Below are 18,005 nucleotides of genomic sequence, written 5' to 3'. Positions count from 1 at the left end.
TTTATCACGATTTTATTTCTTCAAAAAATGAGAAAATCAAAAAACAATTTTAACCAATTTATAACCGATTTATAACCAATTTATAACCGATTTATAACCGATTTATAATCAATTTTGAAAGACAAACATCCAATTTAAAAAAAATCGTTGAACCCGAACGCCCGATAAAACAAATAAATGTTTTAGGTTTCATTAAAAAATGGCGTTCCGTTTTTGAAAATATTAAATGAAAGATGATGTTTCAATCAATTTTAGATTGAATTAATTTTCAAAAACCGTCCCCGCAATTTGAGTTCCGGGCGGCGCGAAGCGGCGAACCGGACTTGAAACGAAGTTTCAAGTTTCCGAGCGCAGCGAGGAGACGAGACTTGGCGGATTCTTCCCATATGAAAATAAAAACTAAAAACAATCAGATCCCCAGCTGTTTTCAGCTCCGGCGAAGTATTTTCTTGCGACTGTCTTTTGCTGTCAACTGGCTGAGCTTGCCGGTCTGCAACTGTCTTTTACGGTTTGCACTTGCGTGGCGGTTTGCGCTTCCGCTTGCAAGTCCGGTTTATGCTTCCGCGTGCATCTGCTCTTTTTTTAAAAATCCGTTCGCATTCGCGAACGTGCCGCTGCTACCTTTAGGTTTCTGTTTCCATTTGGAGTCAGGTTTCTGTTTCCGCTTAGAGGCAGGTTTCTGTTCCCGGTTGGAATCAGGTTTCTGTTTCCGCTGGGAGTCAGGTTTCTGCTCGCCGCTGCCGGCAGCCGCAGCAGCTGCCCGCCGCCGCGTGCGAGCCGCACAAATTTTAAAAAAAATCAAGAAAGAAGAACATATTTTTAAAAAAGATCAAGAAAGAGGAATAAAATTTAAAAAAATCAAGAAAGGGGAACATATTTTTAAAAAAAGTCAAAAAAGAGGAACATATTTTTAAAAAAAGTCAAAAAAGAGGAATATATTTTTAAAAAAGAATCAAGAAAGAGGAACATATTTTTAAAAAAAGTCAAAAAAGAGGAACATATTTTTAAAAAAAGTCAAAAAAGAGGAACATATTTTAAAAGAATCAAGAAAAAGGAACATATTTTTAAAAAAAAAATCAAGAAAGAGAATCGCATTTTAAAAATGAAAAAAAGAGATGAGAAAAATAAAAATGAAAACGGACGCGCCGTTTTTTCAAACAGTTCTCAGCGCGTCCACAGGATTCATGCGCGCCGCGCGCCTTGCCGGATAAACGCCTGCAATCACGCCGATAATCATGGAAATCAAAATTCCCAAGAACAGCATGCTGAGCGGAAACGAAGCCGGCATGCCGAGCAAAATCGCGCCGAAATACGAAATGATCAAACCAATCATCGCGCCCGCAAAACCGCCGAGGCCGCTGATGATAACAGATTCAATTAAAAACAAAACCAAAACATCTTTTGACGTATAACCGAGCGCCTTGAGCGTTCCGATTTCCTTTGTTCTTTCAGTCACCGTCACAAACATGATATTCATAATGCCGACAGAGCCGACCAAAAGAGAAATGCTGCCAATCGCCAGCAAAAAGTACTGAATTGTCGAAACCATCGAATTGATTTCTTCCATCAATTCCGCCTGATTAATGAAATAAATCGGAAGAGCGCTGCTGTTATTCGCTTCCCTTTGAGAAATGCCCAAATTACGAAGCAAATTCAATTTGATTTCTTCTTCCGTTTCATTCAGTTCTTCCATGGACTCCGCTGTCGCATAAACACTGCTGTAGAAATCTCTTCCGGTCATATCCTGCAAAACTTCAATCGGCACATAAATCGTCTTGAACGAGCCGACCGTAATCATTGATGCCGGCGTTTCCATCACACCTTTAATTGTAAAAGTGTTCGTCACGTCTTCACCATATTGATTTTTAACCGTCATCGTGATGCGCGAACCCGTTCCGATTTCATTTTTGAACTCATCGACCGCCGTATCATGACCGATTACCGCCATAAACGTATCTTTGTCGCCGATAAACGCGCCTTCTTCCATTGAAACAGACGTCACGTTCTGATAATCCTCAGTAACACCATATATTTCAATCGTTTTCGTCTCCCCCATAAACGTGACGTCCGCCGTTGCACTGATAAGAGGAGACACATCAACAACGCCTTTGGAATTGCGGATGACATCAATCTGCTGTTCATGAAGCAAATCATCTTTCATGGAGCCGATTGCAATATAATTAGAACCGCTGGCATCCATTTCGCTGTTAAAATAGTCGCTGAAACTGCTGCCAAGCGTCAAAGTGGCAATCACGGCAGCAATGCCGATAATGATGCCGAGAGCCGTCAGACCCGAGCGCAGCTTAGAGCTTTTCAGACTGGCAACCGCCATATTCATGCCGTAAGTGATGTCAATCATAATTCAGCCTCCGCAACTGCAATGCGACTCCCACATGCAAAAAAAACGGTTTCCGCATACGACACTGATTCTGCTTGGAGTCGGGTTTCCGTTTCTGCTTGGAGTCAGATTTCTGTTTCTGCTTGGAATCAGGTTTCTGTTTCTGTTTCTGTTTCTGTTTCTGCTTGGAGTCAGATTTCTGTTTCTGCGCGCCGAGTTTATTTTTCGTTTCATCTTCATCACTGATCCCTCAAAGCGTCAACAGGATTCATTTTTGCCGCGCGGTACGACGGCTGGGCACCGGCAACGACGCCGACAAAGACGGACAACCCGACACCGATCAAAATGCTTGAGACGGGAAGACCCATCGGCAAACCGAGAAGCGCTGTCACGATGTACGCCATCACCAATCCGACAATCGTTCCGATAATGCCGCCGAGAATGCTGATAATAATGGATTCGATAACGAACATCAGCAAAATGTCCTTTGCGGAATAACCGAGCGCTTTGAGCGTACCGATTTCTTTCGTCCTTTCCGTAACAGTCACAATCATGATGTTCATGATGCCGACGGCACCGACAATTAAAGAAATGCCGCCGATTCCGACTAAGAAATACTGAAGCGTTGACGTCATCGACTGGAACTGTTCAAGCGTTTCGACTTTGTTGACGGTTGTAAACGGCACTTTGCTTTCATCATCCAAATCGCGTTCGGAAACGCCTAAGTTTCGAGCCAATCTGCGTTCGATCTCATCTTCAGTTTCATTAATAGAATTGATATCATCAACAACTGCCGTCATCACATTGAAATCGTCGCGGCCTGACATTTGCTGCATGATTTCAATAGGAATAAAAATGGAACTTTGTCCGAAAGAATAGCCCAATTCAGAATCGGATCCAGAGATGCCGATGACCTGAAAAGATTCCGTGACATATTCTTTTGTGTCATAATTGTAAATCGAAATATCCATTGAACTGCGGACACCGATTTCATTTCTGAAAGAATCTTCGGCAATGCTTTTTCCGACAACGGCAACGTACGAATCTTTATCCGTCAGGAACCGCCCGTCTGTGAAAGTCATTTCCATGATATCGGCCAAACTTTCATTCGTTCCGATGACCGTGATGTTTTGCTCTTCATTCGAAAAGCGAACCACCCCCGTCGCGCCCCATTCAATGGCGACGCTTTCGACGCCGGGCGTGTTTGCAACGAGATCCGCCTGCTGCGAATAAAAGATACGTTCTTTGGTGGAATGAATTTCAATGTACGGCGGACCCTGATCCATTTGAGAGTTGACGTAACTGCTCATGCTGTCGCCGAGCGTAAAAACAGTAATAACGGCGGCAATGCCGATGATAATGCCGAGCGCCGTCAGCCCCGATCGAAGCTTGGAACTTTTTAAACTGGCAATCGCCATCGAAATGCAGTGGGACAAGCTGATCATTTATCGAGCCTCTGACGTATTTGAATCAATTTTTTAAAAATATAAGAAATGAAAAAGAAACCCGCCTTCAATAACGGCGGGCATTTCGATTGTTTTTTCGTTAAACTTTGATTTTAAACTTTGATTTTAAATTTAATTTAATTTTAAATCTTGATTTTAAATTTTGATTTTAAATTTAATTTTAAACTTTGATTTTAAATTTTATGGTTTCTTTTTTGAAATCAAAATTATTTCTTAAAATCACTCATTTTTCGAATCGGATTTCTTGTCCTTTTTTGCTTCCTTTCTCGATTTCCATTTTTCGGAAGCGGCCTCTTTTTGGATTTTCAGCCAGTCAATCAAAGAAATGCCTTTCTTTTTCTTCAAATAGAAATGCCCGACAACGGCTGCAATCGCAAGAATAATGATCAGATAAATGAGATAGGTCATGATTCCGGAAGACTGCTTGACGACAGGACCGATATCAAGCGTGATGCTGTCTTCGTGATAGTTGTCGCCGTTGTAATAAACGGCTTTGAACTCGACGTTGGAGTCGCCTGCGCCTTGCGTAATATTGAATTTGGCGGTGTACAAGTCATCCGCCTTCATTTCGCCGATAAAATATTCGGTCGGGTAAAAAGACATACCTTCCGCGACCGGAACAATGGAAACACCGCGAACGGTTCCCTGATGATAGTTCACAATGTCGATTTCAATTGTTTTTCCGGCGGTTGAACTTGAAGCCGCTTTTGACTGAATGGCTTTGATTCCGGAAGAATCGACTTTGATCTCGACATTTCTTTTGATGTTATACTCATAAGAACTGCCGGTCACGTTTAATGTCAAAAGATAGGTGCCGTCAACTGTATCTTCGGGAATGCTGACGCGGAACGGAATAGAAATGTTGTCTCCCGGCGCAATAATTCCGAGATCGTTGACCGCTTCGCTTGTAACAATGATATTATCTTTAGAATACATGTCTGCCGACTGAACTCTGGCATTCATCATGAAAGTGCTGCTGTTGGATGTGGAAACGGTTTGGTTGGTCGCGTTGTTTTTCAATGTGACCCAGATGATTCCTTCATCGCCCGGCATGAAAACTTCGGGACTGCTTGTCACGTTTTCAATAATAAGTGTTCCGCGGTTGTCGGTATCAACGATTCCGCCGATGTTGACCGTGAATTTCTGTTCGATCCAATTGCTTGTGTTGTTGGCTCTGTAGCGCACGGTTAAGTCGCGCGGGCCGTCGGGCGCGTCGCTTGCAACGTACATGATGTATTCGTGGTAGACTTTGCTTCCGGCGTAAATATTGTCATACGTTTTTGTCGATTCGGAAGTCGAAGCCGAAAAAACGCCGTCAGAGACGACTTGAACGGTCACGTTGTTCAGCGTGCCGTCGCCGATGTTTTCGGCTTGGATCCAAAAACGGATTTGTTCGCCCGGCTGCGCCGGATACGGTGTTTGATCAACGAGTGTAATTTTTAAGCCGGCGGCCGCTGTTGCGGTTCCCGAGAAAATCGAAAGAATGAGCATTAATACGATTAATACCTGAAATGCAGAGTTTAATTTTTGAGACATATTTTTCACCGTAATAAAAATTAAAACTTTGCAGATAAAAACGGGCTCCAAAGTTCCAATGTTTACCAATTTAGAAATCATAGTTTACAATGTAGAAATATATAATTTTCCCTTCAAATTCGTCGAAAGTTTAAATAATATTGTATTCGGAAGAAAATAAAATGCCGGGAAATGTGAAAAATGAAAATAAAAACGAAAAAAGAAAATGAAAAATAAAAAAGAAAATGAAAAATAAAAAAGAAAATGAAAACGATAAATGAAAAACGGAAACAAAAAATGAAACAAACCCGAATTTCTTTTTTGTATTTTCAATATTGAAAGACAAACATCCATTTTTCAAAAACGTTGAACCCGAACGCCCGATAAAATCCTAAATTTAAAAATAGATTTCATTAAAAAAAGGCGTTCCGTTTTTTAATTTATTTTATGAAAAACGATGTTTCAATCGAAATAGATTTAAGTGAAAGACGAAAAACCGCCCCTCCAACGACGCGTTTCCGAAGCGCAGCGGAGGAAAGAAGGAGTTGGAGATTCTTTCCCGTACGAAACAAAAAACTCAAAAGCCGTTAAGCTTAAAATTTTGCTTTTCTGATTATGCTTGTTCCTTCTTGCAACTGTCTTTTACTGCTGCGGCTCCTGCCGAGACTGCCAATCTGCAACTGTCTTTTACGGTTTCCGCTTGGCGGGCGGTTTCTGTTTCCGCTTGGCAGGCGGTTTCTGTTTCCGCTTGGCGGGCGGTTTCTGTTTCCGCATGCGTGGCGGTTTCTGTTTCCGCATGCGTGGCGGTTTCTGTTTCCGTGTGCATCTGCTTTTTTTTAAGAAATCCGTTCGCATTCGCGGACGTGCCGCCGCTACCTGCAGGTTTCAGTTTCTGCCGCTACCTACAGGTTTCTGTTTCTGCCGCTACCTACAGGTTTCTGTTTCTGCCGCTACCTACAGGTTTCTGTTTCTGCCGCTACCTACAGGTTTCTGTTTCCGCCGCCACCTACAGGTTTGCGCTCTGCCGCTGCCGGCAGCCGCAACCGGCAGGCAGCAGCCCGCCGCCGCGCGAACCGCACAATTTTTTAAAAATAACCAAACCCGGAAAGCTCTTTTTAAAAACAACCAAAACAGGAAATCTGTTTTTAAAGAATAATCGAAACGGAAAACGCATTTTCTAAAACAATCATAAAGAAGAGCACACATTTAGAAATGTAATCTGATAAGATAACAAATGAAAATAAAAATAAAAAATAAAATAAATAAAAAGTAAATAGAAAGTAAAATTGCAAGACGAAAATAGAAAAATGAGTATGAGGCAAAGCATTATAAAGTTCACTATAACCAAAATGATTTTATATTCCAAAATTGATTAGCCATGACGAAAATACGATAATGTATATCTTCGCCATGGTTAAAGCGAAGATAAATTACGGGAGACTTATAAATGTTGGAAACTATTTTAGACGGGCTGTATGCCCTCAACGATATTATAAACGCGTATCTTTGGCTCGGAATTCCCACCGTTTTAAAAGGAATCATCGTGTCATTTTTCTTCGCCTACATATTCAGAAAACCGCTCAAAAAATATCCGTACGTCTTTTACGCGTATCCGCTCGCCATTTTAGTTTGGTACGGAATGCGGGGGCTTGGTCAAATCATCTTTTCACGCGAAGCCGTCAGCGGTTTTTGGCTGTTTCAAATTTCGTGGCTGTCAGACATCATGTCCATTTTATCCAACCTCGGACTCATGACATCGATGGGAATCGGACTGATTACAATTGTTATGTTTATCGGCGTCCTTCCAAAAACGCCCGTTGTTATTGAACTTTATAAAATCAGATCGGAAATGTCGATCATCGGTTCAACGCTGCTTGTCGCGCACGGCCTTTTCAGACTCAGCCGCGCCACGCAGTATTTAAACGGTACATATACCGGCGATTTTAATCTCCAGTATTTGAGTTTCGGCATCATCGGCCCGATCATCACACTTTTGATTGTTTTGCCTTGGATTACATCATTCCCGATCGTCAGAAAGAGAATGAAACCGAGAACCTGGAAATTGGTTCAGACATATACCGCCGTTCCGATGTTTATCGGCATGCTTTTGTTCGGCTGGGCTTTTACGTCCCACGCCGCCGTCGGCAGTTATCCGGACCTCCTTTCACTCAGCGACTATGTGATCAACAGCAGAGGAAACGCGATTTCAATACAAAACGGCGTCAACTTTGCAAGCAGCATCCTGGGAAGCAAGATCTACTTGGGATTGCTCGTGACTTACATCGTTTTAAGAATCAAGAGAATGGGAGACAGAAAAAAGAAAAGCGGCAAAAAAGCGACTGAATGAAATCATTTCAGCCTAAAAAGAATTTAACGGGCTTTAACAGGTTTAACGGCCTTAACAGGCTTAACGGTCTTAACAAGATCTACGGCCTTTAACGGGATTTAACAGCCTTTGAATTTTTCGTACAGACGGGGAATCGGGAAAAATTTGCTTTATAAAAACGGCGGCAGACAAAAACATCATCTGCCGCAATTACGGGTGTGATTTAATTAATCAAAATGGAGATAAATTATGCGAATCACACGGTTTATTTTAATTATATCAGTGTTGGTGAGTTTGCTCATCCCAATCGGGACAGCAACAGCTGCCGATTCTGCTGCCGGTTCTGCTGTCGACGATGCTGCAAATAATGCAGCAAGTTCTGCTGCAAATAATACAGCCGGTTATGCAGCAGGTTACACATCCGCTTCCGTTGACATACGCAGTTCAATTATTTTTAAAGACACGCCTGTCGATTATGCCCTCAAAGGCGATGATTTTGACAGCTGGGCGATTACTCCGATGATTTGGAGCGGCGTCTACTATAAAATTAATACGAATGCATCAACAGAAAAAATGTACATCTATCCTTACAGCGGGTCATCGCCGATGACTTTCAATGAAGATCATACCGCAGCAGAAAGACCTTCTAAAGTCGATATTTACTACGAGACATTTCCGATTGTGACGAATTACAGTTACAAAAATTGGACGTACGGTGTCACCGACGAAGGAAAAAGTCAATACGGCGTTTATTCGACAATCAATTTATTCGGCGATTCATATGTGCTCATTTCGCCCGACAACTATGTTTTAAATCCGGGAGAAAAAGAACTTGAATACAAATACACGCCGGAAATGACGAAATTGGTGGAGCTTGTTATTGATAAGAGCAGCAAATACAATCGATCCGCCGGAGAAGAAATATCGCTTGGAAACGGCTATGTCGTCATTCCCGAAGAAATTGACGTTATGAGACAGAAAGTCAAATTGAATCTTTACAAAGATGATGTTTTGCTTGATTCTGCCGTTGTTTACGCAGGTTCGGGAAGTTCGAACTGCAGCGACGATGACGATGATGACAACGACCGTTCAAAAGATAAATCGGACAGCAGCAGCGACACCGGAAATACGGCAAATAGCGCCTCTTATGATAACTCTGATACGATGATTTCAAAAGGAGATGTTTTGGGCGAAAAAAATGTGACGTATTTCAGATGCCGCGTCTCCTCTATTTTTGACGGAGCAGATCATCCGATTGTTGAAATCAACGGTGTTTGGCTGATTGATTTTGAGACGGCTTTTGAAGTGGAAGACGCTGATTTCGGATATTTTAAAGAAGACGGTATTGGTCCCGATTCGATAAAATACAAAGCTGAAAATATCGGCGTGACTGAAAATACGACGATACCGCTTGGCGGGAAAACGAATTTTGAAACGCTGGGCATATTTTTGCCGCACAGCTGGGGCTTTTACGTCAAGAATATAGAAACGGCGGCGAAGTCTTACGAAATCAGAAGTCATATTTTAACGTCGGACAATTACAAAGAAGGGATTGAAGCGTTCAATTTCGCAGGTTTTTATTCTGACAGATATACGGGAACGGGATCCGAGAAATTTTCCATTCTTGTCGATGATTTGGGTTATTCGAATCGCGTGATTCCGGAAGGCTGCCTGACTTATGTCATCACGCCTGTTTCAACGAATTACCGAGGCGGTCTTGAAGGCAATTATTATGTGATGGGACTGCTCGGAAATACGTACATTCCTTTTTCGGAAACGAATACGCAGAAGATGATGGAGCTTCTCATCACGACGGGTGTTAAGAGAACGCTTGCGGTGGGGCAGCCGTTTGTCCTCGGAAATTATTCGATTGTTCCGACAGCGATTGATGTTGCCGGCAATAAAGTGTATTTGGAAATTTTAAGGGACGGCGAAAGCATCGGCAATTCAACTGTTTCAACAAACGGCGATGAAGCGGGAAAAACGTGGACGTTGAACAAGACGGTGTTGGGCGATGAAGTGACTGTCGCGAAGATTTACGTTGACATGGTTTTCCAAGGCGATTCGGACAGTTTTGTTGTTTTGGAAGGCATTTGGCTTGCGGATTACACGACGGCGCGAGAAATCAGCACGAGTGATGAATTCGAGAAATTGGATTTTATCGGCCAAAACAATGTCGACGGCATCAATCAGCTTGTATTCATTTCCAATGAGGAAATCGTTTTGGAATCAAATAAAAAGATTGAATTGACGGATGGGTTTACGCTGAAAGTGGCGAGCAACAGAAGCACGCTTCGCTTTTATTTGTCGACCACTGAGTCGCTCAGAAATTCGAGCAGCAGTGACAGATCGACAGGCGATTCGGAGAATGAATCAAAAGACACAAATGACACAAATGACACAGAAATTTCTGCGGATTCAGCATCGGTTGAAAATTCAAATTCGGGATTTGCTTCCGATTCGGATTCGAGTTCATCGTCATGGAAATCGGATGTGATTGCCGCGTCAGGAATTCTGACGATTTTTGCGGGAGCCGGTTTCCTGTTTTGGAATAAAAACGGTAAGAAATGAGAGTGAGAAATCGCTTTTATTTCTTCTTTTTTGTTTATTTTTCATTTCATTATTTTCATTTTATTTTCGTTTCATTATTTTCATTTCATTATTTTCATTTCATTATTTTCATTTTATTTTCGTTTCTATTTTCTTTTTCTTTTCTCTTTTCTTTTCCATTTTTTCGATTTTTTATTTTCGGTTCCATTTTCTGTTTCATTTCTTTTATTTCGGTTTTATTTCGTTCTCTGTTTCATTCTCCGTTTCACTCATTTTCATCAATTCCAATCAAAAGAAAATAATATAAAAATTAAAAAACATAGAATCAGAACATGACATTCAAAATTCAAAAACTTGAAACCGATGATGAAATAAATCAAGTCGCCGATTTGGCAAAAGAGATATGGACGGAGCATTACACGCCGCTCATCGGCGCGCCTCAAACGGAATATATGATTGTCGTTTTTCAATCGGTCGAACGCATTCGAAAAGATATTGCCGAGAATAATTACAGTTATTTTGCGGTTTACGATGACGATTATTCCGATAAGCAGGTCGGTTATTTGGCGCTTCGTCCGGATGAGAAGGGCGTTTTTGTCAGCAAAGTTTATGTTTTGAAATCATACCGCCAAAAAGGAATCGCGACGCTGATGATGGATTTTACATTGGATTTTGCAAAAAAAGAAGTGAATTCGGTCGAAACTGTTTTTGATTCTTCAAAATATGACCGACCGTGTCTTTGGCTGACGGTTAACAAAGGAAATCTCGGCTCGATTGAGTTTTACAAAAGATACGGATTTTTGATTGACAAAGAAGCGCTCACGGATATCGGCAACGATTTTTACATGAATGATTACATTATGACGTTGTATTTTGATTTGTGATTAAATAAAACCGGAAATGATTTTATCGAAAATAGAAAAACGGTCAGATTATTTTTGAAAAATTAATGAAAAATGAGGCAGCTCGCGGGCGGCGGCGGGCAGCTGCTGCGGCTGCCGGCAATGGCGGCAAATGCAAACCTGACTCCAAGCAGAAACAGAAACCTGACCTGCAAGCGGAAACGCAAACCGCCACGCAAGCGGAAACGCAAACCGCCACGCAAGCGGAAACGCAAACCGCCACGCAAGCGGAAACGCAAACCGCCACGCAAGCGGAAACGCAAACCGCCACGCAAGCGGAAACGCAAACCGCCACGCAAGCGGAAACGCAAACCGCCACGCAAGCGGAAACGCAAACCGCCACGCAAGCGGAAACGCAAACCGCCACGCAAGCGGAAACATTAAAAGACAGTTGCAGATTGGCAAGCTTAGCCGGAACAGGCAGCAGTAAAAGAAACGGCTTTTGAGTTTTTTGTTTCGTATGGGAAGAATCCGCCAAGTCTCGTTTCCTCCGCTTCGCTTCGGAAACTCAACTTGCGGGGGCGGTTCTTTGACTTTTCATTTATTTGTTTTCTATTGAAACATCGTTTTTTATCAAAATTATTCAAAAACGGAACGCCATTTTTTAATGAACTCTATTTTAAGATATAGGGTTTTATCGGGCGTTCGGGTTCACCGATTTTGAAAAACGGATGTTTAGGCTTATCTTGAATATAAAGTAAAAACGGGGGGAGCGATTTAAAAATTTATTGAAAAATGGAGCGATTCGCGCACGGCGCAGCTGCGGAGGCAGCACAAAAATGAAAAAAAGAAATGAAAAAGAAAGAAAAAGAAAAATCAAACTTGCGGCGAATGCGTTTCGTGCGCTGCCAACTGTTCCATCACAGCCAATTGTTCTTTTTTCATATGTTCAACAAATTCGACGGCGGGGACATCAAGAGTGATTTGGCCGTCGCGAATCGTAATCACACGATCCGTTTGAACGGCGAGTTCGTTGTTGTGCGTAATCATAATGATCGTAGAACCGCTTTGATTCAGTTTGCGGAAGTAATCCATCACTTCTTCACTCGTTTTTGAGTCGAGGTTTCCGGTCGGCTCGTCTGCGAGAAGAATGGCGGGGTCGTTGATGAGCGCGCGCGCGACTGCGACACGCTGGCACTGGCCGCCGGAAAGTTCCGAAGGTTTGTGTTTCATACGATCTTCCAGGCCGACCATTTTGAGAAGGCTTTTCGCTTTTTCCGGATAGTCGATGCCTTCTTTTTTGCTGGCATAAGTCGGAAGCATCACGTTTTCGTAAGCGGTCAATCTCGGTATGAGGTTAAACTGCTGGAAAATGAAACCGATTTCCATGCCGCGCAAATGCGCGAGTTCGTTGTCGTCCAATTGATTGATGTCTTGACCGTTGACGGCAATCAAGCCGGAAGTCGGGCGGTCCAAACAGCCGAGAAGATTCATGAGCGTACTTTTACCGGAACCGGAAGGACCGACGATGGCGACAAAATCGCCTTTGTGAATTTTAAAGTTCACGCCTTTTAAAATCGGAACCTCTTCCTCGCCCAGGTAATAGCTTTTGTAAACATTGCTGACATCGACGACGACATCTCTAACGGTTTTATTTTCATCGGCCAAAGGAAACACCTCGTTTTTTCACATTTTATGTTCGTTTAAAGAATATTTTTAGAATAATTTTTAGAATTATTTTAAAAATATTTCAGAATAATTTCATTTCAATTAAAATTTAAGAATATGGGTTGACGGAACACAATTGATTTAAATCTATCTTAATGTCAACCAATTTTTGAAAAGAAGATTTACAATAATATTTCAAAATATTTGAAAATATAAGATTTAGTCAAGCACATATAAAAATCAGCCGAGAAAACATAAGAAACGAATAAGAAAATATAACAGTCGACTGTGAAAACATAATAAAATAGGAAACAGACAATATATATAAAAGTAAAACAATTATTATTTTGTTTATAAATCTCCCAAAATAAAAGATAAGCGGGAGAAAAATGAACAGAGAGAAGAGGAATAATAATGATTAAAAAACCCGTTTTAAAATTATTGAATGAGCAGATCAACAAAGAATATTACGCTGCCTACCTTTATTTAGGCATGTCCGCCAGGTGTACGGATATGAACCGCGACGGATTCGCCCACTGGCTCAGACTTCAGGCAGAAGAAGAAGTCGAACATGCCATGAAAATTTATGATTACATCACAGAACAATCCGAAAGCGTCGAATTATTACCGATTGACAAGCCCGACATTAAAGGAAAAACACTTTTGGATTTCTTCAAACAAGCTTACGAACACGAACAGCTTGTGACAAAAACCATCAACGGCATCATGGATGTCGCGGTCAAAGAAAAAGACTACGCGTCCCAGATTTTCCTTCAGTGGTTCGTCACCGAACAAATTGAAGAAGAAAATCAGACATCCAACATTGTTGATGATTTGATCTTTGCCAAAAACGATGTCGCCGCTATTCTCGCAATCGAGAAGAAATTGGCAAAAAGAGAAGATGACGACTGATTTCAAATTATTCTAAATTCAAAATATCGCAAATATTGTAAAAAACAAAAACGTAAAAACAAAAACGTAAAAACAAAAACGTAAAAACAAAAACGTAAAAACAAAAACGTAAAAACAAAAAACAAAAACGAATCATAAAAACAAATCATAAAAACAAACGTAACAAAAACAAATAAAAAGTAAAACAGTAAACAGGATTGAAAAGAATCTTTTTTACTGTTTTCAAAATCATTTTATCTTTTTTACATTTCCTGATTTTCAAACATCTTGTTTTTCAGACATTTATTTTCGGCATTTATTTTCAAACTTTATTTTCAAGCTTATGATTTTCATAAATTTTGTTTGCCGTTTGTAATTTATTAATTATTTTTAATTTTTAAAATATTTTTAATTTTTAAAATAATGTAATTTTTAAGATTTTATTTTGGGAAAATGATTACATAAATGTATTATTTCGTGCCTCTGCTCGACGACTTTTTATATGACGACCGTATCAATTATTTTAGAAAAACGGACAGGTTTTTACGTTTTACACGGGTTACATTTATAAGAGGCAAATTAATGACAAATAATTTCTGTTCTAATTGCGGGCAAGCTGCAATTGATCTCAATGCGAATTTCTGTGCCGGATGCGGCGCGCAGATTCACTCATCACAAACAGAATCGACTTCATCAGAATCCTATTCTAATGAAAATTACCAATCATCAGGACAGCATTCCGGACAAACATATAACGAAAACAGAACTTATGCAAGACCTGACAATGTCGTTTATGTGAAAGAAAAAAGCACTTTCGTTTCAATAATTCTGTCATTCATTTTTCCGGGTGCCGGTCAAGTTTATAACGGCAACTTGAAAAAAGGTATTTACATGATGATCGGATTTTGGATCGGTCTGTTCGTATTTGTTTTTCCGGGTATAATTGTCTGGGTTTACAATATGTATGATGCTTATCAAGATGCGGAAAAGATTAACAGAGGAGAACTTCCGTTTATTGATCCGACCGCAAAAGACGCTGTCATTTATGCAATTACGTATATCGCGGCATTTTTCATTATATACATCGTCTTCGCAATTATTACAGCGATTATTATGCTGCCGTTTATGTTTTTGTAATAATAATTTGAAAATTCAAAATTTAAAATTCAACACAGATTTAATACGGGTGCAAATGAAATCCGTATTAATTCATTTTTGTTTATCGTTTTTATTCATTATTTTTATTTATCGTTTTATTATTGTTTAGATTTATGACTCAAAAGCAGACAGGAGAACACCCAATGGCAAACAATTTTTGTCCGAATTGCGGCGAAACGGTTATCAGAGAAGATGCTGCCATCTGTTACAATTGCGGCGGCCGATTGAGAGAAAATGAAACATCTCAAAATTATCAATCCCAAAATTATCAACCACAGAATAATCAATCCCAAAATTATCAATCACAGAATAATCAATCTCAAAATTATCAATCACAGAATAATCAATATCGGAATAACAATTACAATAACCAAAATCATTACAATGAAGCGATGCGAACTCAAAGAGCTGCCGCCGACCCGAAAAGTCCGTTTCTCGCGGTCATTCTGTCGTTCTTTTGGACCGGTTTAGGTCAGCTTTACAACGGAAAATTTTTAAAAGGAATTCTTTTCCAAATCGGAATTATCATCGGATTTATCTTTCTGATTATTCCCGGAATTATTGTTTGGATTGTCGGTTTATGGGACGCATACAATGATTCCGAAAAGATGAACAGGGGAGAAATACCTGTTGCAAACCCGACCTTTTGGGAAATCATGGGATTCATATTCTTCTGGCCGCTCATCATAATATGTTTAATTTTCATGTTTATGTTTTTGATGATACCGTTTGCACTCGTTTAAACATAAAAACAAAAAGCTGAACTTCAAAATCCAAAAATCAGCCGATTTACGGCTGATTCAAATATTTATTTTTTAAATTATTTTTAAAAATTTTTTTTAAATTATTTTTAGAAATATTTGTTAAATTGTTTTTAAAAATATTTATTTCGAATTAGTTATATAAAATTATTTTTTAAAAACAATCTCATCCAACGCTTTACGCGCCGCGTTTCCCGAATCGGAAAGGTCGGCGGCAGGTTTTCCGACGGCAATAACCGCCGTCAATTCAAAAGTCTCGGGCGCTTCCAATATTTTTGAAACTTGGTCTTTGTTTTTCAAAATTTCACCGAGCCATACGGCGCCGAGTCCTAAAGAATGCGCCGAGAGCAGAATATTTTGAATCGTTGCTCCGATTGCCATCAAATCTTTCTCGCGATTGTAAGACGCTGCCGTGTCCAAGAAAACGGCAATGAGAAGCGGCGCAGAAGAAACAATGTCGGAATAATGCGTTTGTTCTGAAAGCCGCCGTCCGATTTCTTTATCATCAGAATTGTCGGTGCCGGAATTGTCAACGACAATAAACCGCCACGGCTGATTATTCAAACCCGACGGCGCGAATCCGGCGCATTCAAGCATTGTTAAAACAAGTTCTTCGGAAATCGGTTCATTTGAATATTTGCGAACGCTTCGGCGGGAACAGATATTTTCGGTAATTTCATTTTGAATCAAAAAAGCACATCCTGGGACTGTTAATTGAATTTATGTTTAAATTATGATAAAATTGATTGATTAAATTGTCAGTTAAATTGTCAGTTAAATTGTCAGTTAAATTGTCAGTTAAATTGTCAGTTAAATTGTCAGTTATAATTGTCAGTTAAATTGTTTAGTTGAATTATTTAGATGAATTATTCAGGTGAATTATTTGATTGAACTGTTTTGGTTAGATTGTTAAAGACTGATTTAAATATTTATCAGAATGATATTTATAAGTTTGAATAATAAATAAACGATAAGGGTTACAGGATTAGAAAATATTTGATCAAATAAGAAGAGGGAAAGAATGGCACAAAAATATTGTACCAATTGCGGAGAGCAATTAAAAGAATATGCGATTGTCTGCTCAAGCTGCGGCACGCCTGTTAAAAGGCAAGAACGAACTGAAAATACGCAACAGTCTGACAGAAATGCAGAACAATTCGAAGAAACATACACGGGAGAAACCGCTTATGCCGAACAGGTTTTTGAGGAGGATATTCCGAGAACAGCGCCAAAAGAAAAGAATACATTTTTTGCAATTATTTTATCATTTTTCATTCCCGGTCTCGGTCAAGTTTACAACGGAAACTTTTGGAAAGGCATTGCTTTCATGATCGGTGTTCCGCTCGGAACGCTTTTTTTGATAATACCGGGACTTGCGATTTGGCTTTGGAATATGTATGACGCGTACACTGATGCCGATAAAGTCAATAAAGGAGAATTACCTTACAAAGAGCCGACTTTCTGGGAAATTATTATTTTCCTGCTGCTCCCGATTATCATCTGGCTGTTGATTGCCTTTTTGATTATCATGTTCTTCTTCATAATTACAGGTGTTGCATTGTTTGCATTCTGATGGAACAAAATGAAAGAGAAAATGAAAGAAGAGAAAATGAAAAGAGTAAAATAAAGAGAAAAATGAAAGGAAAAAACGGAACAAAGATTCAATCATTTCCTTTCATTTGATTTTAAAACTTATTTTTTCCAGCGCTTCAATTCGGGGAAATATTTTTGCATCATTTCGCGGGCGGTTTCTTCGGTCATTCCTTCATTTGACGAAACCATATGCGGAACGCAGAATTCGATCATTTCTTCCATTGTCGCGTCGGGTGCGGTAAAAGCGCCGTCTTTGTAACAGTAAACGCAGTAATCTTCGCTGGCGCTGCCGTCGGCTTCTGTTCCTTTCAATTCGCTTCCTTCTTCCATCGGCATGGCGCAGCACTGACAAAATGTTGTGTTTTCGGGTAATTCACTGTTTTCCATAATTTATTACTCCTTGATTTTTTTGAAAATATTTAAAATTCAATTAAATGAAACTTTACCGATTTCAAGCATATCGACAATAACGTCGGCGTCTTTGACGTGGATTTCATAAACAGACAATGAATCGCCGATCATTTCAAATGTTTCGGCAAGTCCCGGCGAATGCGCCAAAAACAAATCTTTGACATCGTTTAAAAAGAGTTCACTTTTGCAAACGGACGCATTGTAAGCGCGGACGTGCGGCGTATCGTCGTGAGATTTCGGAATCGTTGTAAAAGCCGCCGACTCGTTTTCTTCAAGTTCAGAAATTTTACCGCTGTCAAACCCTGTTGCAAAATAAAGAACGGAAGGATTCGTTTCATCACAGCAATAATTGACGATTCGAACATTCGGTTTGTCGTTGACGGAAGTTGCCAAAGCGATAATTCCGCCCTGCTTTAAAATACGCGTGTAGTCCGGTAAATATTCCATTAAAATCATCCTGCTCGAATGAGCAAAAAGAAAAGGCAT

General features: G+C 40.1%; 19 protein-coding genes. 10 read left to right on the top strand and 9 right to left on the bottom strand.

What is annotated here, in order from left to right; genetic code table 11:
- Positions 1 to 268: 268 nt before the first annotated feature.
- Positions 269 to 409, bottom strand: coding sequence for a hypothetical protein (locus MmiHf6_RS09455; protein WP_316557542.1), 141 nt, complete (start codon positions 407 to 409; stop codon positions 269 to 271).
- 40 nt (positions 410 to 449) lie between these two features.
- Between MmiHf6_RS09455 and MmiHf6_RS09450 the strand changes: the two genes are divergently transcribed.
- Positions 450 to 914, top strand: a complete 465-nt coding sequence (locus tag MmiHf6_RS09450) for a hypothetical protein (RefSeq protein ID WP_316557541.1) — start codon at positions 450 to 452, stop codon at positions 912 to 914.
- A 239-nt stretch (positions 915 to 1,153) separates the two neighbouring features.
- Here the strand turns inward: MmiHf6_RS09450 and MmiHf6_RS09445 are convergent, their stop codons facing one another.
- Positions 1,154 to 2,359: an ABC transporter permease gene (locus MmiHf6_RS09445; protein WP_316557540.1), complete on the bottom strand. Its 1,206-nt coding sequence runs from the start codon at positions 2,357 to 2,359 to the stop codon at positions 1,154 to 1,156.
- Positions 2,360 to 2,380: 21 nt separating this feature from the next.
- Here MmiHf6_RS09445 and MmiHf6_RS09440 point away from each other — a divergent pair, with 21 nt between their 5' ends.
- Positions 2,381 to 2,584, top strand: coding sequence for a hypothetical protein (locus tag MmiHf6_RS09440; RefSeq protein WP_316557539.1), 204 nt, complete (start codon positions 2,381 to 2,383; stop codon positions 2,582 to 2,584).
- Here the strand turns inward: MmiHf6_RS09440 and MmiHf6_RS09435 are convergent.
- Both MmiHf6_RS09435 and MmiHf6_RS09430 read right to left on the bottom strand, forming a co-directional pair.
- Positions 2,578 to 3,783: an ABC transporter permease gene (locus tag MmiHf6_RS09435; protein WP_316557538.1), complete on the bottom strand. Its 1,206-nt coding sequence runs from the start codon at positions 3,781 to 3,783 to the stop codon at positions 2,578 to 2,580. The two genes, MmiHf6_RS09440 and MmiHf6_RS09435, sit on opposite strands and share 7 nt — an antisense overlap.
- A gap of 240 nt (positions 3,784 to 4,023) precedes the next feature.
- A complete protein-coding gene (locus MmiHf6_RS09430; RefSeq protein ID WP_316557537.1) occupies positions 4,024 to 5,340 on the bottom strand; it encodes a COG1361 S-layer family protein in 1,317 nt (438 codons plus the stop codon).
- Positions 5,341 to 5,948: 608 nt separating this feature from the next.
- Here MmiHf6_RS09430 and MmiHf6_RS09425 point away from each other — a divergent pair.
- The 4 genes from MmiHf6_RS09425 (at position 5,949) to MmiHf6_RS09410 (ending at position 11,079) form a co-directional block, all read left to right on the top strand.
- A complete protein-coding gene (locus MmiHf6_RS09425) occupies positions 5,949 to 6,500 on the top strand; it encodes a hypothetical protein (protein ID WP_316557536.1) in 552 nt (183 codons plus the stop codon).
- A gap of 266 nt (positions 6,501 to 6,766) precedes the next feature.
- Positions 6,767 to 7,666 carry a hypothetical protein gene (locus MmiHf6_RS09420; RefSeq protein ID WP_316557535.1) on the top strand — a complete coding sequence of 300 codons (900 nt, stop codon included), beginning with the start codon at positions 6,767 to 6,769 and terminating at the stop codon, positions 7,664 to 7,666.
- Positions 7,667 to 7,939: 273 nt separating this feature from the next.
- On the top strand, positions 7,940 to 10,216 hold the full coding sequence (locus MmiHf6_RS09415) for an S-layer protein domain-containing protein (RefSeq protein ID WP_316557534.1): 2,277 nt from the start codon (positions 7,940 to 7,942) through the stop codon (positions 10,214 to 10,216).
- A 311-nt stretch (positions 10,217 to 10,527) separates the two neighbouring features.
- Positions 10,528 to 11,079, top strand: coding sequence for a GNAT family N-acetyltransferase (locus tag MmiHf6_RS09410; RefSeq protein ID WP_316557533.1), 552 nt, complete (start codon positions 10,528 to 10,530; stop codon positions 11,077 to 11,079).
- Positions 11,080 to 11,122: 43 nt separating this feature from the next.
- Here MmiHf6_RS09410 and MmiHf6_RS09405 read toward each other — a convergent pair whose 3' ends face one another.
- Positions 11,123 to 11,575 (bottom strand): hypothetical protein, encoded by a 453-nt coding sequence (locus tag MmiHf6_RS09405; protein WP_316557532.1) that lies wholly within the window; start codon positions 11,573 to 11,575, stop codon positions 11,123 to 11,125.
- Between the two features lie 338 nt (positions 11,576 to 11,913).
- Positions 11,914 to 12,705 carry an ABC transporter ATP-binding protein gene (locus tag MmiHf6_RS09400; RefSeq protein ID WP_316557531.1) on the bottom strand — a complete coding sequence of 264 codons (792 nt, stop codon included), beginning with the start codon at positions 12,703 to 12,705 and terminating at the stop codon, positions 11,914 to 11,916.
- Positions 12,706 to 13,119: 414 nt separating this feature from the next.
- Between MmiHf6_RS09400 and MmiHf6_RS09395 the strand changes: the two genes are divergently transcribed.
- The 3 genes from MmiHf6_RS09395 to MmiHf6_RS09385 all read left to right on the top strand — a co-directional run bounded on the left by MmiHf6_RS09395 (position 13,120) and on the right by MmiHf6_RS09385 (position 15,497).
- Complete coding sequence (locus MmiHf6_RS09395; RefSeq protein ID WP_316557530.1) at positions 13,120 to 13,617, top strand: ferritin; 498 nt, start codon at positions 13,120 to 13,122, stop codon at positions 13,615 to 13,617.
- 561 nt (positions 13,618 to 14,178) lie between these two features.
- Positions 14,179 to 14,733 (top strand): zinc ribbon domain-containing protein, encoded by a 555-nt coding sequence (locus tag MmiHf6_RS09390; protein ID WP_316557529.1) that lies wholly within the window; start codon positions 14,179 to 14,181, stop codon positions 14,731 to 14,733.
- Between the two features lie 164 nt (positions 14,734 to 14,897).
- Positions 14,898 to 15,497: a zinc ribbon domain-containing protein gene (locus MmiHf6_RS09385; RefSeq protein ID WP_316557528.1), complete on the top strand. Its 600-nt coding sequence runs from the start codon at positions 14,898 to 14,900 to the stop codon at positions 15,495 to 15,497.
- 165 nt (positions 15,498 to 15,662) lie between these two features.
- Here the strand turns inward: MmiHf6_RS09385 and MmiHf6_RS09380 are convergent, their stop codons facing one another.
- Entirely contained in the window at positions 15,663 to 16,205 is a 543-nt protein-coding gene (locus MmiHf6_RS09380) for a nitroreductase family protein (RefSeq protein ID WP_316557527.1), read from the bottom strand.
- 331 nt (positions 16,206 to 16,536) lie between these two features.
- Here MmiHf6_RS09380 and MmiHf6_RS09375 point away from each other — a divergent pair, with 331 nt between their 5' ends.
- Positions 16,537 to 17,088 carry a zinc-ribbon domain-containing protein gene (locus MmiHf6_RS09375; RefSeq protein WP_316557526.1) on the top strand — a complete coding sequence of 184 codons (552 nt, stop codon included), beginning with the start codon at positions 16,537 to 16,539 and terminating at the stop codon, positions 17,086 to 17,088.
- A gap of 119 nt (positions 17,089 to 17,207) precedes the next feature.
- Here the strand turns inward: MmiHf6_RS09375 and MmiHf6_RS09370 are convergent, their stop codons facing one another.
- On the bottom strand, positions 17,208 to 17,495 hold the full coding sequence (locus MmiHf6_RS09370; RefSeq protein ID WP_316557525.1) for a zinc ribbon domain-containing protein: 288 nt from the start codon (positions 17,493 to 17,495) through the stop codon (positions 17,208 to 17,210).
- Positions 17,496 to 17,534: 39 nt separating this feature from the next.
- Positions 17,535 to 17,966, bottom strand: a complete 432-nt coding sequence (locus MmiHf6_RS09365; RefSeq protein WP_316557524.1) for a pyridoxamine 5'-phosphate oxidase family protein — start codon at positions 17,964 to 17,966, stop codon at positions 17,535 to 17,537.
- Positions 17,967 to 18,005 lie beyond the last annotated feature (39 nt).

Source organism: Methanimicrococcus hongohii, from assembly GCF_032594095.1.
Lineage (GTDB): Archaea > Halobacteriota > Methanosarcinia > Methanosarcinales > Methanosarcinaceae > Methanimicrococcus > Methanimicrococcus hongohii.
This window is presented reverse-complemented; position numbering and strand designations above follow the sequence as displayed.